Origin of the sequence: Hominimerdicola aceti (assembly GCF_025567495.1) — a bacterium.
Classification (GTDB): domain Bacteria; phylum Bacillota; class Clostridia; order Oscillospirales; family Ruminococcaceae; genus Hominimerdicola; species Hominimerdicola aceti.
In genome coordinates this window covers 113,439-128,989 of record NZ_JAOQJZ010000003.1, presented here as the reverse complement: position 1 = coordinate 128,989, position 15,551 = coordinate 113,439, and the positions used below count along the sequence as shown (strand labels likewise).

The window sequence follows — 15,551 nt, the reverse complement described above, 5'->3', positions numbered from 1 at the left end:
TTTCATTTTACGCTATACAGTTACAGTAAAGTCAATGCTCATTTGTAAAGAAAAAATTAATTCTATGGCAACAGATTATCCTAAAGCGTTCTTTATTTTCTGCAAACTAAACGTCTAAAGCACATATCATATTATTAATGGCAAAAAACACCCCGTATCATAAGACACGGGGTGAAATTTTTGTTATCTATTCAGATATCCTAAACTTTGCAAGAATTACTTCTTCTGTGCAATAGCAGCCTGTGCAGCAGCAAGTCTAGCAATTGGAACTCTGAATGGTGAGCAAGATACATAGTCAAGACCGATCTTGTTGCAGAACTCAACAGATGTCGGGTCGCCGCCGTGCTCACCGCAGATACCGCAGTGGAGCTTTGGATTAACTGGCTTACCAAGTTCAAGAGCCATTTCCATAAGCTTGCCTACGCCGTTCTGGTCGAGCTTAGCAAATGGATCGTTCTCGTAGATCTTTGCATCATAGTAAGCATTGAGGAACTTACCAGCGTCATCTCTTGAGAAACCGAATGTCATCTGTGTAAGGTCGTTTGTACCGAAGCAGAAGAAGTCAGCTTCCTTAGCGATCTCGTCAGCTGTAAGAGCAGCTCTTGGGATCTCGATCATTGTACCAACCTCGTACTCAAGGTCAGAACCAGCAGCCTTGATCTCAGCGTCAGCAGTCTCAACAACGAACTTCTTAACATACTTAAGCTCCTTGATATCATTTACCAGTGGGATCATGATCTCAGGCTTAACTGTCCAGTCTGGGTGATTCTTCTTAACGTTGATTGCAGCCTTGATAACAGCCTTTGTCTGCATCTTAGCGATCTCAGGATATGTTACTGCAAGACGGCAGCCACGGTGACCCATCATTGGGTTGAACTCGTGGAGTGAAGCGATGATAGCCTTGATAGTCTCAACAGGCTTGTTCTGTGCCTTAGCAAGAGCCTCGATATCAGCCTCTTCTGTTGGTACGAACTCGTGAAGTGGTGGGTCAAGGAATCTGATAGTAACAGGGTTACCCTCAAGTGCCTCATAAAGAGCCTCGAAGTCAGCCTGCTGCATTGGCTCGATCTTAGCAAGAGCAGCTTCTCTCTCTTCAACTGTGTCTGAGCAGATCATCTCTCTGAATGCAGCGATTCTCTCAGGATCAAAGAACATGTGCTCTGTACGGCAAAGACCGATACCCTCAGCACCCAGCTCTCTTGCCTTCTTAGCGTCAGCAGGAGTATCTGCGTTTGTTCTAACCTTCATTGTTCTGAACTTGTCAGCCCAGCCCATGATTCTGCCGAACTCGCCAGCGATTGTAGCGTCAACAGTTGGGATAATACCATCGTAGATATTACCTGTTGAACCGTCGATTGAAATATAGTCACCCTCGTGGAACTCCTTGCCTGCGAGTGTGAACTTCTTGTTAGCCTCGTCCATAACGATATCTGAGCAGCCAGATACGCAGCATGTACCCATACCACGAGCAACAACGGCAGCGTGTGATGTCATACCGCCTCTAACTGTAAGGATACCCTGTGAAGCCTTCATACCTGTGATGTCCTCAGGTGATGTCTCAAGTCTTACGAGAACGACCTTCTCGCCTCTCTCGTTCCAAGCCTCAGCGTCATCAGCTGTGAATACGATCTTACCACAAGCAGCTCCTGGAGAAGCGCCAAGACCCTTGCCCATAGGAGTAGCAGCCTTGAGTGCCTTTGCGTCGAACTGTGGGTGAAGAAGTGTATCGAGGTTTCTTGGGTCGATCATTGCAACAGCCTCTTCCTCAGTTCTCATGCCCTCATCAACGAGGTCACAAGCGATCTTAAGAGCAGCCTGTGCAGTTCTCTTACCATTTCTTGTCTGAAGCATATAAAGCTTACCGTGCTCAACAGTGAACTCCATATCCTGCATATCTCTGTAGTGATCTTCAAGTGTCTTACAAACCTTGTTGAACTCAGCGAATGCCTCTGGGAACTTCTGCTCCATTTCAGAGATGTGCATTGGTGTACGAACACCAGCAACAACGTCCTCGCCCTGTGCGTTTGTAAGGAACTCACCGAACAGACCCTTAGCACCTGTAGCTGGGTCTCTTGTGAATGCAACACCTGTACCGCAGTCGTCACCCATGTTACCGAATGCCATGGACTGAACGTTTACTGCTGTACCCCATGAATAAGGGATATCGTTATCTCTTCTGTATACGTTAGCTCTTGGGTTATCCCATGAACGGAATACAGCCTTGATAGCGCCCATGAGCTGCTCCTTAGGATCAGTTGGGAAGTCAGAACCGATCTTAGACTTGTACTCAGCCTTGAACTGGTTAGCAAGTTCCTTAAGATCCTCAGCGTTCAGCTCAACGTCCTGCTTAACGCCCTTCTTAGCCTTCATCTCGTCGATAAGCTCTTCAAAATACTTCTTACCAACTTCCATAACTACGTCAGAATACATCTGAATGAATCTTCTGTAGCAGTCCCAAGCCCATCTTGGGTTACCAGACTGAGCAGCGATAGTCTCAACAACTTCTTCGTTAAGACCGAGGTTAAGGATTGTATCCATCATACCAGGCATTGATGCTCTAGCACCTGAACGTACAGAAACGAGGAGTGGGTTCTCCTTGTCACCGAACTTCTTGCCTGTGATCTCTTCCATCTTTACAATGTACTCGTTGATCTCTGCCATGATCTCAGGATTGATCTCACGGTTGTCCTCATAATACTGAGTACAAGCTTCCGTTGTGATCGTAAAGCCCTGAGGAACAGGGAGACCGATATTTGTCATCTCAGCAAGGTTAGCACCCTTACCGCCGAGAAGCTCTCTCATGTTGGCATTACCCTCAGAGAAAAGATAACAATACTTCTTTGCCATTGGTTTTTTACCTCCAAAAATTTTTTGAATTCCGAAGCGTGCGGACACAATTATCCCGTCGCCCACGGTTACATATATATTATAACAGATTTAAAGCCAAATTACCATAGGTTTTTCTCACTTTTATACATAAAATCTTATACAATATTTGCTCGCTTTTTATGTGCAATATGACAGTTTTTAAATATCAACACATAAAAAAGCCCTGCTGAAAAACAACAGGGCTAAAACGTCTATTTTGTCGGTGGAAGCAGCTGCCTCTGCAGAAAATACCTACTTATGTCCGATACCGCAGACAAACGGCAATATACGATATGCCGTACATTTATAATGCGCTGAACGGGGTGCGCCACGCTTATCTCTAAGCCACCTATATCATACCATATCCGCAAGCATTTGTCAACACCAAAATGCAAATAAAAAGCCCTGCTGAAAAACAACAGGGCTGAAACGTCTATTTCGTCGGCTGGAAGCAGCCGCATAACTGCGGAAAAATAAGCTACTTATGTCCGAACTCAGCAGACTCGCTGAAATATATTGGGTCTTTCGACAGTTATATTATAGCATATCCGCAAGCATTTGTCAACCCTATACCACCTGAAAAAGATAAAATTTCAGATAATCCGTTTCAGGCACATTGAGAAGTATCGGGTGGTCAGGGGCTTGCTGTCTTGCTTCAATAAGCTTGAGCTGAACGCCTGCGTCCTTTGCCGCACTCATGACCATTTTCACGAACAGCCTGTTCTCCATAAAATGTGAGCATGAGCAGGTCGCAAGATATCCGCCCCTAGGCAGCAGCCTCATGGCTCTATAATTTATCTCCTTGTAGCCTCTCTCTGCACTGCCCACGGTCTTTCTGCTTTTCGTGAACGCAGGCGGGTCAAGGATTATCATGTCGTAATCCGCCTTTTCCTCAAGAAGTTTAGGTAGCAGGTCAAAAACGTCTGCACAAAGAAAATCCATTCTGTCAGTCAGACCGTTTCTCTCAGCATTCTCCCTAGCCGTATCAACAGCGAACTGTGAAACATCCACCGCCGTAACATGCCTTGCACCGCCCATTGCCGCATTGAGTGCGAACGAACCTGTGTGGGTAAAGCAGTCAAGGACCTTCTTGCCCTTTGCTATCTTCGACACCGCAAGGCGGTTATATTTCTGGTCGAGGAAAAATCCAGTTTTCTGACCGTTCTCAACATCGACCTCATAGCGTATGCCATTCTCCGTTATCTCAGTGATATTTGGCGGTGGCTCAGGGAGAAATTCAGCCCTATACCAGCCCTTGTACTGCTCCAATCCCTCCAGCTTTCTGATAGCGACATCGTTACGCTCCATTATGCCCGAAACTTTAACTCCGTCCTTTTCAAGCTCTTCAACAAGAAGCCTGAATATCATATCCTTTATCATATCCATGCCGTAGGAAAGCACCTGCGAAACAAGTATATCTCCATACTTGTCGATAGTAAGCCCCGGCATGCCGTCAGCCTCACCAAAAATAAGCCTGCAAGCCGAAAAATCGTCCCCCATAACAGTTTTTCTGTAATCTATAGCATAGCGGATACGTCTGCGGAAAAAGTTTTCCGAGAAATTTTCGTTTGCGTTGTCAGATAAGATCCTTATCCTTATCTTGCTGTTAAGGCTGAGAAAACCCGTTCCAAGATAAGAGCCTTTTTCAGAGAAAACATCGCAAAGCTCACCGTTTTTCAAGCCCTCAGGCTCGTTTCTCAGTTCGTCACAATACACCCATGGGTGACCGTTTTTCAGGGACATTTCCCCTTTTTTCGATATAGTGAACGCAGGATAGATTCTTTTGCTTTTCATTATTATACCTCACAATAATTTATACATTATCCACACAATATAAAACAGACCGTAGGGGACGACGCCCTCGGCGTCCCACCACTCTATGTTCTGTGTAAAAACATCAGCAATATTGCCTTAAAGTATAATTATAGCACAATTCTCTCTATTCTGCAATACATATGTATCGCCGCACCCGAAAATTTTCAGATGCGGCGTTATATGGGGGATTATAACATCAGCACTTTGTATTACAAAGCGCCAAAATGAAGAAAGCTTATTTGTCCGCAGGGTCAATAAACTCGATAGGGTCTATCCACTGACCGTTCTTTTTCAAGCCAAAGTGCAGATGAGAAAGCTCTGCCACTTCCGCCTGAGCAGTGTCACCCACAGCACCTATGACCTCCCCTGCATTCACCTCGTCACCCTCCTTGACGGACATTTCATTTGACAGATTATAGTAATGTCCTACAATGCCGTTTCCATGGTCGATAGTCATGCAGTTGCCCCACAGAGGGTCGTCCCATATCTTTGTAACAGTGCCCTTGTTCATCGCCTTGACAGGCTCGCCAAGGTCAGCTTTGATATCAACGCCGTCATGGGTTTTCCAATAGCCGAGAGTTTCCGACTTCACAAGCTCGCCATTAGAAAACGGCTCTAATATCTCACCGTTCACAGGCATAACATTTGGCTGCGTCTGAATGTCCACATCCGGCTTGGAGCTTTCGTCCTTTTTAACGTCCGTTTTCTTGTTATCAGCCTGCTTTGGTGCAGTGCTGTCAACGCTCGAAATAGTCAGATTGTCGGTGATATCCTCCATAGCCTTGTTATATGCAGCTATACCCGCACCGCCAAGAGCCAGCAGACACGCCGCAAGTGTAATGTAAACACCCTTCGCTCCCAGAGCCTTGCCTGCGTGTGAATTTCTGATACTGAATTTTTTCATACACACAAAACCTTTCTCCGATATGATTTCCGCAGCCACTGTTGCGCCCACGGCAGTCTTATGCTATCGGCGGCATAAGTCCTCTGGCATTATTTTTGACATATACGGGTAAAATATTCACAGCAAAATAAAAATACCGCACCCAAGCTTTCACCCAAGTGCAGTATTTCCTATTTCCGATCACATTTATGTAGGAGACGGTGTCCTCGACGTCCCACAAAGTCCAAATTGTCCCTATCCGTTTGGTATCTTTCTTTTGTCCTCTCAGCCTTACCTATCCTGCGGTTTTTTCCTCACAAACTTATACACAACCCCTGCAATAGCAAGCACCGCCGCAACTCCTGCCAGACAAAGGCAGACTATAACATCATAGCGATCGTTATCAGCACCCTTCAGTGAAATTATGTCAGACAGTTTCATTCCGTTCCACGCATTACTCAGCACAGTCATTGCCACTACCCATACCGCAGATGCCACAAAGCAAAGTGCACCCTTGAAAAAGCCGTTCACCTTTAGATACCTTATAATAAGGAACACAGCCCACACCAATGCCACACAAGTCACCGTTGCAAGCATGCCGTCACGAAGGTCTACCACGTCACCGTATTTCAGCGTACCATAAACAACGCAGGCAAAAGTCAGTACCGAATCCGCCGCCATGCACACAAGCCCCTTGCTGTTTCTCACATACTTTTCAAACTGTTCACTTCTCAGCACAAAAGGCAAAAATACGATAGCCTCCCCAAGGAGCGTTCCAAGCACCGCCATTACAAACCAATCCCCGTGTGAATAAACGCACCCTGCGGCGTAAAGAAGCATAAGCGAGACCGTCGCAGAACCTAATGTCCATAACGCCCTGTTTTTCTTCACAAGCACAGGCACATTGATGAAAGAAAACGTTAGCATCAGCGACGTGATAAGCACCATGAACCAACCTATACCGCCATGAGCCACATTATAAATAAAGCTCGGTATTATCGCCGCAAGATAGCCTATCCCAGTTATGATAGTGTACCCCCGAACAAAGCTTTTATAACTTCGCGCCATAAACTCAGCCTCTCTCTGCTGATTGTCCTCGCTCGCCGTGCAAAGCTCGTGCTCAGAAATGCCCAGCACCCTGCAAAGTCCCGATATCATCGTTATATCAGGATATGATACCCCTCTCTCCCACTTGCTCACTGCCGACTCAGTAACATAAAGCTCCTTAGCAAGGTCTTTTTGAGAAAGCCCCAGTTCTTTTCTTTTTGATTGAATGAATTTTCCAAGAGTAATTTTATCTTCCATAGCATATCACCTTTCAATTTGTTCGGAGTGCACTCTCTATGGTCAACATTATAGCCCACGGCTTTGAAAAAGTCAACAAAATCGAGCTGGACTGTCAGTCAAGCCGCCTATTTACGCACTTTTTCGCATCTTTTTCATCTTATCACTGCCCTATCCACGCACACAAAACAGCATAAAAAATCGCCCTGCTAAAAAGCAAGGCGTTGCTGGAGCGGGTCAGAGGGATCGCACCTCCATCTCCTTTCAGGAAGAAAAGTATTCTAGTAATTGAAATAAACCCGCAAAAAATATGAAGTCCTTACTCATCGTAAGGACTTTTTTGGAGCGGATTACGAGGCTCGAACTCGCTACCTCCACCTTGGCAAGGTGGCGCTCTACCAGATGAGCTAAATCCGCATTTGGTGCTTCCGGACGGAATCGAACCATCGACACGAGGATTTTCAGTCCTCTGCTCTACCGACTGAGCTACAGAAGCAAAACAATGGCGACCGGAATGGGGCTCGAACCCACGACCTCTAGCGTGACAGGCTAGCGTTCTAACCAGCTGAACTACCCGGCCATTGAAAAAAATAACTTCAAACTTTTCGAGTTCAGCTCTCCGAGAATGAAGAATAATTATTATCGTTGACAGGCAAATCTCTTTACCTGTCACGAAATAATTGGTGGGAACAACAGGGCTCGAACCTGTGACCCTCTGCTTGTAAGGCAGATGCTCTCCCAGCTGAGCTATGCTCCCTTTTAGCTGGTTTGTTGTCTTCAGGACTATGTTTTGTTGTGTCCCTCACAACAGTATCTATTATACACTATCCCACCCTGTTTGTCAACACTTTTTTTGATATTTTTTATGTTTTGTATCATTTTACAATGCTTGCCCAATATTTTTAAAAACTTATGTGCATTTGCCACATCAAAACCGCACTTTTTGCCTTGAAATGGGCTTTTTTCATCAGACTTCCCCCCCAAAAAAATCCGCCGAGCCACACGCCCGACGGATAAAATTTTTCAAATATTATTTCTTATCAAGCTGTTTTTTGAGCTTTTCCTGCTCCTGCTCCATAAGCTTCATAAGATCCTCCAAAGAAGCCGAAGCCGTCTTTGTCTGCTGTGCAGGCTTTGCCGCAGGTCTTGCCTTTGGCGCAGGCTTCTTCTCAGGCTCAGGGGCTACAGTACCCTCAGTTGAAGTCGCCTCGTCAAGAAGCTGTGACGCTCTCTCGTAGTAAGAACGGTCTATCTCAGCACGCTCTTCCTTTTCCGCAGGTCTTTCAAATATAGTTTCCTCGACCTCTTCTACTTCCTCGATAACTTCCTCCGTTTCAGCCTTCTTTTTGCCCTCAGGCTCAGCCTTGTGGTGAGAAGCTATCTCGTCGTCAACGTGCTTGCGATGTTTTGCGATCTGCTCGCCCTCGTTCTCGCCGCCGAACAGGAAATCGTCAAGAGTAACGCTCTCTGCAGGTTCTTCCTCGTCATCGTCCTCTTCCTCATCATCTGAAGAATGAGTAGCGATAGCAATAATAAGCTCGATAACAACGAGCAGGAATATAGGAACAACAGCGCACACTATCATGCCGAATGTTGACGACATGAACGTAAGCACCTTGCCTGCTGTCATATAATATGTAGAAGCTACGCCCACAACGTTCTTTGAGCTTATCTCATAAAGCTTTGCAGGGTCTTTTTCCTGATAAACAGTGTAAACAACGCCGTTGTTATCGTCAGTTGAAGTGATGTCATAAAGCCAGAACACGCTTGTTCCAATATCAGGCACGTTCTCGCACACAACTGCCTCACCTATCTTGTCTGTGCTAGGGGTCATGTTCGATGTGATAACAAGTGCGCCGTCAGGAACTCTGTCACCCATGCCGTCACCATTCATTATGTACAGGCTGTAGCCTGCAATGCTCGGTGTAACGTTCTTGTTTTTGAAAACACGTCCCACTCCCACAACTATAAGCATTTCCAGAATAATAAAAACAATAAAGAATATCAGCACGTTCTTGCCTGCTGATGACTTCTGCTTAGTAGCACTGCTCATACTAAAAATAACATTCCTTTCCAAGATATATCCAAAATATCATATTTTATCGCACTAATACATTTATTATATCACAAAGTACCGCAAATTTCAACACATTTGAGCATATTTTTTGCTTTTGAGAAAATTATTCATTTTTGTAAAGTATTATCGTGACAGTACACAGTTCGTCATTTTTTATGACCGCATATTTCGAGGTAGACCAATCTCCCCCAGCCTGACTGTATGCACGCCTCAGCACATCAAAGATAACACCGCTATTCTCATCAAAGAGAGTATCCACAGCCTTGTCATACATTTCACTGTCAGCACATTTTAGCCTTGCATATCCACGGTCAGCCATTGCTTCCGCCACAGAACGGCACATCATCTGAACGACATCATCACCGCTTTGAGCATACAGACCGTTTCTTCTGTAATAATTTGCCCCCGAGGAAAATGCCTCAGGATAGTTCAAAAACTTGTTATCGTCCGCTGTATGGTCTTTTGCACACTCGGCGTCAGTGATGCCAAAATAGTCATAGCGGATATAGTCCTCCCCTGCATCTGTCACAGGATCGTCCCAAGTGAGGTCAACGTTCGTCCATTCACCGTCTATCATGACCTTGTTCCACAAATGTGGCTGAACAGCTCCGCCGTCATAGGCTTTGCCTGCCACTGGTATACACTTTATACCTGCCTTAGTGCAAAGTATCTGCATTGCCTTTGCATACCCCTCGCACACAGCCTTACCCTCTACAAGACAGCCATATGCAGAATAGCAATTTTTTGCTGTATCGTCATAGTTACACTCAAGAATTATGCTGTCATGGAAATACAGCACCTTGTCATAATCCGACCAGCCCTGCTCAATGCCTGCAAGTATCTCCCCGACCTTTTTATCCAGCTTTTCTTTCTCAGCCTGCGCTTCCTCAGCGGTCTTGTCATATGTGACCTCCACAGATGTCACATATCCATCTCCGTCAATACAGATAGTATACTGTGAACCCATATAGTCGATATAAGGACATGCCGAAGTAAGCATGGAGATAAACGCACCGATATCGTCCTTGCTTATAACTCCCTCAGCCAGCTCCACAGAGCTTTCAAATTCGCTCAGCCCTTTGTAAAGCTGTGAAAACACACGTTTTTCGTCAGTACAAAGAAAATCGGCGATATACTCTGCCGTGTCAGGTATCTCAAGTGCTGTAAAGCTCTCGTTTCTGCTGTCAAGCCCTGTTTCAGTATGTCTTTCCGAACTGGCTTCAACATACGCATGAGTGTTCACAAAAGTATTTTTTGAACGGTTTTTATTTTTCTCTCCCGTTCCGCCTAAACTGCACCCCGATGTGCAGATAAGCACTGCCGCTGTGAGTGCGGCGACCATTTTCTTTTTTTTCAATTTTTGTCCTCGATTTTTACACAAAATTCTGTCTGTATCTTTCAGCCCTTAGTCCGCGATCTCTTCATTATCTCTTTTTATCACAGCCCTGAGCCGTTCTATTTTCTTTTCATGTATTGACAGCACCTTGAACTCCACGTTTTCCCAATGCACTGTCACCTTTTCGTTATCCTCAGGCACATGGCCCAGCAGGTCCATAACGAATCCGCCTATAGTGTCATAATCCACCTCGCCGTGATACTCCTTGCCAAGAGCCTCCATAACGTCGTCAAACGCTGCTGTGCCTACCATATCATAGCAATCAGAAGATACTTTCTGTATCTCCTCCGTTTCATCATCATATTCGTCCTGAATACTACCCACAATAGTTTCAAGCAGATCCTCCATAGTAATGATACCGGCTGTTCCGCCGTAATCGTCCACCACAACTGCTATCTGTGTCTTATCTTCAGTGAACTCTTTGAAAAGCTCACCACACTTGTTGCTTTCAGGCACAAAGGTTATATCTCTCATGAACTCCTTTACAGGACGTTCTTTTTTATCCTCTTCAAACACCAGCCTGAGCAAGTCCTTTGCGAATATAACACCGCTTATGTTGTCGGCATTGTCGCAGTAAACAGGTATTCTCGAAAAGCCCTCGCCTATAACAAGCTTCACAGCCTCCGAAAGCGTGGAATTTTCTTCTATGGCAACCATTTCTGTGCGGTGTGTCATAACTTCACGAACTTCGATATCGTCAAAATCAAAAATGTTGCTTATCATTTCCGCCTGACTTTCCTCGATACCGCCAGTTTCGTTTACAGCGTCCACCATCATGAGGATCTCTTCCTCAGTGACAGCATCCGCCTTGTTTGTTGACTTAACACCAAACAGCCTTAATATCCCTGCGGATACCGCTCCGCTCACTATCGCCAATGGGCTGAACACCGCCAAAAGTGCCTTGTAAGCCACACAGCTATTTAGAATAAATCTCTCGCCCACCTTGCCTGAAATGCATAGTTTTTTTGGTATGCCTACGCCAAAAGTGCATATAACAAGGGCAAGCAGACAGCTTATTATAACAAATGAACATATGCCGATAATATAATACGAAGCCTGAGTATATACATCAAAAAGCTTGTGAAGCTTATTTGAAAGCGGTGCATAAAAGTAGATCGCTCCCACCACAGAAACTGCGATTATCATAATAGAACGTGCAATGAGGTTTGTCGCAACTACCCTGCCCGTTCTGCCAAGCAAAGCCGCAAGCCTTATTGCCTTCGGGTCTTTGTCCTCCTCAGCCATTTTCTTTAGCTTTGCGTCATTGAACTCCACAGCCGCATTTTCGCACAAGGTAAGAAAAGCCATAAGCAATATTACCGCCGCACAAACACCTATTCCCGTCCACAGTCGCCCGACATCGTCCATAAAAAAAATACCGTCCCTTTCACATAGGCGAAAAAGCTCGCCTTTTTATCATATACTATTTATTATAGGCAACATATGCTCCTTTGTCAATAGATATTGTCACAATTTTTCACATTCTGCCTGAATTTCATATGGACAATTTTAGTTATGAAAAAAGCAGACGAGCCGCAAAGCCCATCTGCTTACATCAAACAATATTATTTCTCTGCCGCACCTATCTTGGAAACTGCGTCCCTAGTAGTGTTTACGTCCTTAAGGCTCTTTGTAAGCACCTCAGCCGCCTCAGAAAGCGACTTGTTAAGATTTTCAGAAAGTGCCTCACGGATAGCCTTGTCCTTAGCCTTAGCCTGCTCAACGATATCAGCCGCCTGCTTGTTAGCCTCTGCAGCTATCTGCTTTGCATAGTCAGCCGCCTGCTTGATGATCTCCTCCTGAGCCACAAGCTTCTTAGCCTCGTCCTTAGCCTTCTTTACGATCTCCTCGGCTTCCTTGTTGGCTTCAGTAAGGATATTTTTCTTATCTCTTGTCATATCCTTTGCACGCTTTATCTCACCCGGAAGGTTAAGTCTTATGCTGTCGATGTATTCACGCATCTGCTCAACATCGATCATTTTTTTCTGTGAAAACGGTACGCTTGAAGACTTGTCAAGCAGTTCGTCCATAAGTTCAAGTATTTCCTCTACCGTCATTTTAAACACCCTTTCATTACTGATCTATATTATTGGCAGGCTTATAGAGCCTGTCAGTGATCTTGCTCTGTATCTGTTTCGGCACGAAGCCTGTGATATCTCCACCGAAGCTTGCGATCTCCTTTACAACGCTTGACGAAAGGAACATATTCTCTCCCGTAGTGGTTAGAAACACCGTTTCAGCGTCATTGTAAAGCTTTTTATTTGCAAGAGCCATTTGGAACTCATACTCAAAGTCAGACACAGCCCTAAGTCCCTTTACGATAGCATTAGCTCCTGTTTTTTGCAGATAATCCGCCAGCAGACCGTTATAACAATCCACCACCACATTATCAAGGTGCTTCGTGGCTTCAATTATCATTTCCATTCTTTCTGTAGGTGTGAAAGCAGCCCTTGATTTATTAGCATTAAAGGACACCAGTACTATCACCTTATCGAAAAGCTTTGAAGCTCTGTCGATTATATCCAGATGACCCAGCGTAACAGGGTCAAAGCTTCCCGGGCAAACAGCGATACGCATCAATAGTCCACTTCTTTCATTGGTATCTTATAGACCGTAAGAGCGGTCTTACCGTATTTATATCTCTTATGAAGCTTAAGTCTGCCGTAGCTTTCTCCAAGCTCAAGCTCCTTTTCATGCTCGCACACAACGATAGCACCATCATTGAGCTTGCTCTCCACAAGCTCCAAAGCCTTTTCAACTATGCCCATTCTGTAAGGCGGGTCGATAAAAACTATATCAAGCCCGGCTTTGGCAACTTTAAGATATTCCAGACTATCCATGCAAAGCACACGGGATTCCTTATTGAAACCGCATGAATCCACATTATCCTTGACGATAGCCACAGCCTCAGGATTGCTGTCCACGAAAACGCAGTGACTAGCCCCACGGCTGAGAGCCTCTATACCCATTTGACCGCTGCCTGCAAAAAGGTCAAGCACCGAGCTTGCTGGTACATCAAACTGAATAATGGAAAAAACAGCCTCTTTTACCATATCTGTAGTTGGTCTTGTATCCAACGACTCCAAAGTTTTAAGCTTTTTTCCTCTGCATGAACCTGTAATAACTCTCATAAAAAATAACTCCAAAATAAAAGTATACAATCATTATACTATATTAATTACCATTTGTCTAGACTATTCGCCGATATTTTTTTATTTTTTATACCACACACAAAAAGGGACTTCACAGTGGAAGTCCCTTTAGTTATTTTAATTACGTACTTTAAGAAACAAGTCCTCAGTTAAGATTACTTTCTCTTAGAAACTACGATAGCTGCACCTGCGAGAGCGATACCTGCAAGAGCGATACCTGCTGTTGCGCCTGTAGCTGCTGTGTTATCAGAAGCTGCGCTTGAAGATGTAGCAGTTGTTGTACCTGTTGTACCAGCCTTTGAAGAAGTTGTTGCGGCTGTGCTGTTAGCCTTTGAATCAGTCTTGCTGTCTGTCTTGCTGTCTTTCTTGCTGTCTGCTGTTGAGTCAGCCTTGCTGTCAGTGCCGCTTGATGTGTTATCGCCGCCCTGATCTGGGAAGAATACCTTAGCTGTGTATGTACCATTGCCTGTTACGTCTGGCATCTCAAATGTTGTGCCTGCTGGGTTAACACCGTCTGGCTTGTTGCCGAAGAATGTTGAAGACCAGTCAGCGCCTGCTGTCTGGAAGCCACCGCCTACATATGCCTTACCGGAAAGGTCAGAAGAAAGACCATCAATTGTGAATGTTACTTCGATAGTCTTTGAAGGAAGAGTTGTGAATACTGTTGTAGCTCCATCCTTACCACCATTTACGTCGTCGTTATAAACGTTAACGAGCTCGAACTTGAGCTCATCGCCCTGCCAGTACATCATACCTGTACCATTAGCTGTTACAACGTTATCATCGAACTTGATCTCGTCGATAGTTACCTTAACAGGAACTGTTGTCCAGTCATCAGGCTCCTTGCCGTCTTCCTGAAGAACGCTGTTAGCGATAGCCTCGTCCTTTGTCATACCGATATAAACGCCAAATACAGAAACACCGTCATCATTGTTTGGTCCCTTGCCTGCGTCAGCTGCAAAAGCTGTCATAGCCATAGCAGATGTAGCGATAGCTGCTGCTGCCATGCCTGCAAAAATCTTTGTAAGTTTCATTTCTAAAACTTCCTTTCTTAAATAACTTTACTTACATTGTACTTTATTTTTCGTAAAATTTCAATCGGCCGATTCACCAAATATGATAACGTTTTCTTATGCAATCATAACAATTTATACTATTGATTTTTAGAAGTATAGCCCAATTTTCGCACTTTACAAAACTTTTTTATCTTATGTAAAAATACTAAACCGTCATTTATCAAGCTTTTTCTTCTGCACCTTTCCAGTCACTTTCAGCACGATACCTCTAGGAGCAAATTTAGCCCCTGCATAAAGTGCCTTTATAGACTTCTCAGGGATAATGATGAGCTTTCTGCCGAACATTCCCTCAAGAGCCTTTTTTGCACAAAACTGTGGTGTTATGGAGCTTACGCCGAACTTGCAGTTTGCAACGTCATTGAACTCCGTATCCACAGGACCCGGGCATACCGCACAAACGTGTACCCTGCTGTTTCTCGCCCTCAACTCCTCATATATTGCGCTGGTAAGGCTCACAACATAAGCCTTTGAAGCATAGTATGTTGCCATCATAGGACCACCATACATAAGCCCTGCCGAGGAAGCTATATTCATTATATAACCCCTGTCAGCGGCAACAAAGTCTTTCAAAAACAGTTTTGTGAGCATATGCACCGCCGTAATGTTGGTGTCTATCATTTTAAGCTCAGTGTCCAGAGGAAGCTTGTCAAAGCTGCCCACTGCACCAAAGCCTGCACAGTTCACAAGCACTGATATCTTCTCGCTCTTTGTTTCCTCATAAAGCCGCAGACATTCTTCCCTGTCGGAAACGTCACAAACTATCACCCTCGTGTTGTCACCAAGCTCCTCCGCAAGCTCTCTGAGCCTTTCCTCACGTCTTGCGCTGAGTATCACACGAAAGCCCCTTGCAGATAGATCTCTCGCTATCTCTCTGCCAATTCCCGAGCTTGCGCCTGTTACCAAAGCCGTCTTAGCCATTTATATCATCCTCCACCCTTTTCAGGGATATTATTTGATTTTTGTCATATCAGTATATCACATTAGTATCACCCTGTCAAGT

The 15,551-nt window shown here is 44.8% G+C and carries 12 protein-coding genes and 4 tRNA genes; all 16 read right to left on the bottom strand.

Annotation, left to right across the window (positions count from 1 at the left end):
- Positions 1-216: 216 nt before the first annotated feature.
- The 16 genes from ppdK to OCV57_RS04130 all read right to left on the bottom strand — a co-directional run bounded on the left by ppdK (position 217) and on the right by OCV57_RS04130 (position 15,469).
- Positions 217-2,847 (bottom strand): pyruvate, phosphate dikinase, encoded by a 2,631-nt coding sequence (gene ppdK, locus OCV57_RS04205; protein WP_022288531.1) that lies wholly within the window; start codon positions 2,845-2,847, stop codon positions 217-219.
- A gap of 588 nt (positions 2,848-3,435) precedes the next feature.
- Positions 3,436-4,662 (bottom strand): class I SAM-dependent rRNA methyltransferase, encoded by a 1,227-nt coding sequence (locus tag OCV57_RS04200; protein ID WP_267300545.1) that lies wholly within the window; start codon positions 4,660-4,662, stop codon positions 3,436-3,438.
- A gap of 256 nt (positions 4,663-4,918) precedes the next feature.
- Positions 4,919-5,587: a M23 family metallopeptidase gene (locus OCV57_RS04195; RefSeq protein ID WP_267300544.1), complete on the bottom strand. Its 669-nt coding sequence runs from the start codon at positions 5,585-5,587 to the stop codon at positions 4,919-4,921.
- A 270-nt stretch (positions 5,588-5,857) separates the two neighbouring features.
- Positions 5,858-6,871: a helix-turn-helix domain-containing protein gene (locus OCV57_RS04190; protein ID WP_267300543.1), complete on the bottom strand. Its 1,014-nt coding sequence runs from the start codon at positions 6,869-6,871 to the stop codon at positions 5,858-5,860.
- Positions 6,872-7,191: 320 nt separating this feature from the next.
- A tRNA-Gly gene (locus tag OCV57_RS04185) sits at positions 7,192-7,267 on the bottom strand.
- 3 nt (positions 7,268-7,270) lie between these two features.
- Positions 7,271-7,346, bottom strand: a tRNA-Phe gene (locus tag OCV57_RS04180).
- 7 nt (positions 7,347-7,353) lie between these two features.
- Positions 7,354-7,430 (bottom strand) — tRNA-Asp (locus OCV57_RS04175).
- 101 nt (positions 7,431-7,531) lie between these two features.
- Positions 7,532-7,607: transfer RNA gene (locus OCV57_RS04170), tRNA-Val, on the bottom strand.
- Between the two features lie 273 nt (positions 7,608-7,880).
- Positions 7,881-8,903, bottom strand: coding sequence for a hypothetical protein (locus tag OCV57_RS04165; protein ID WP_267300541.1), 1,023 nt, complete (start codon positions 8,901-8,903; stop codon positions 7,881-7,883).
- A 127-nt stretch (positions 8,904-9,030) separates the two neighbouring features.
- Entirely contained in the window at positions 9,031-10,284 is a 1,254-nt protein-coding gene (locus OCV57_RS04160; RefSeq protein ID WP_267300540.1) for a transglutaminase domain-containing protein, read from the bottom strand.
- A 48-nt stretch (positions 10,285-10,332) separates the two neighbouring features.
- Positions 10,333-11,691 (bottom strand): hemolysin family protein, encoded by a 1,359-nt coding sequence (locus OCV57_RS04155; RefSeq protein ID WP_267300539.1) that lies wholly within the window; start codon positions 11,689-11,691, stop codon positions 10,333-10,335.
- Positions 11,692-11,888: 197 nt separating this feature from the next.
- Positions 11,889-12,380, bottom strand: a complete 492-nt coding sequence (locus OCV57_RS04150; protein ID WP_022288084.1) for a cell envelope integrity TolA family protein — start codon at positions 12,378-12,380, stop codon at positions 11,889-11,891.
- A gap of 16 nt (positions 12,381-12,396) precedes the next feature.
- Positions 12,397-12,900, bottom strand: a complete 504-nt coding sequence (gene coaD, locus OCV57_RS04145) for a pantetheine-phosphate adenylyltransferase (RefSeq protein ID WP_046441497.1) — start codon at positions 12,898-12,900, stop codon at positions 12,397-12,399.
- Positions 12,900-13,454 (bottom strand): 16S rRNA (guanine(966)-N(2))-methyltransferase RsmD, encoded by a 555-nt coding sequence (gene rsmD / locus OCV57_RS04140; RefSeq protein ID WP_195519474.1) that lies wholly within the window; start codon positions 13,452-13,454, stop codon positions 12,900-12,902. The genes coaD and rsmD overlap by 1 nt, the downstream gene beginning before the upstream one ends.
- 176 nt (positions 13,455-13,630) lie before the next feature.
- Positions 13,631-14,509 carry an NPXTG-anchored protein gene (locus OCV57_RS04135; RefSeq protein ID WP_046441495.1) on the bottom strand — a complete coding sequence of 293 codons (879 nt, stop codon included), beginning with the start codon at positions 14,507-14,509 and terminating at the stop codon, positions 13,631-13,633.
- A 195-nt stretch (positions 14,510-14,704) separates the two neighbouring features.
- Positions 14,705-15,469: an SDR family NAD(P)-dependent oxidoreductase gene (locus OCV57_RS04130; protein WP_267300538.1), complete on the bottom strand. Its 765-nt coding sequence runs from the start codon at positions 15,467-15,469 to the stop codon at positions 14,705-14,707.
- Positions 15,470-15,551: the final 82 nt, after the last annotated feature.

Coding starts and splice junctions, on each gene's coding strand:
- ppdK (WP_022288531.1), bottom strand. CDS start 2,847: ATGGCAAAGAAGTATTGTTATCTTTTCTCTGAGGGTAATGCCAACATG.
- OCV57_RS04200 (WP_267300545.1), bottom strand. CDS start 4,662: ATGAAAAGCAAAAGAATCTATCCTGCGTTCACTATATCGAAAAAAGGG.
- OCV57_RS04195 (WP_267300544.1), bottom strand. CDS start 5,587: ATGAAAAAATTCAGTATCAGAAATTCACACGCAGGCAAGGCTCTGGGA.
- OCV57_RS04190 (WP_267300543.1), bottom strand. CDS start 6,871: ATGGAAGATAAAATTACTCTTGGAAAATTCATTCAATCAAAAAGAAAA.
- OCV57_RS04165 (WP_267300541.1), bottom strand. CDS start 8,903: ATGAGCAGTGCTACTAAGCAGAAGTCATCAGCAGGCAAGAACGTGCTG.
- OCV57_RS04155 (WP_267300539.1), bottom strand. CDS start 11,691: ATGGACGATGTCGGGCGACTGTGGACGGGAATAGGTGTTTGTGCGGCG.
- OCV57_RS04150 (WP_022288084.1), bottom strand. CDS start 12,380: ATGACGGTAGAGGAAATACTTGAACTTATGGACGAACTGCTTGACAAG.
- coaD (WP_046441497.1), bottom strand. CDS start 12,900: ATGCGTATCGCTGTTTGCCCGGGAAGCTTTGACCCTGTTACGCTGGGT.
- rsmD (WP_195519474.1), bottom strand. CDS start 13,454: ATGAGAGTTATTACAGGTTCATGCAGAGGAAAAAAGCTTAAAACTTTG.
- OCV57_RS04135 (WP_046441495.1), bottom strand. CDS start 14,509: ATGAAACTTACAAAGATTTTTGCAGGCATGGCAGCAGCAGCTATCGCT.
- OCV57_RS04130 (WP_267300538.1), bottom strand. CDS start 15,469: ATGGCTAAGACGGCTTTGGTAACAGGCGCAAGCTCGGGAATTGGCAGA.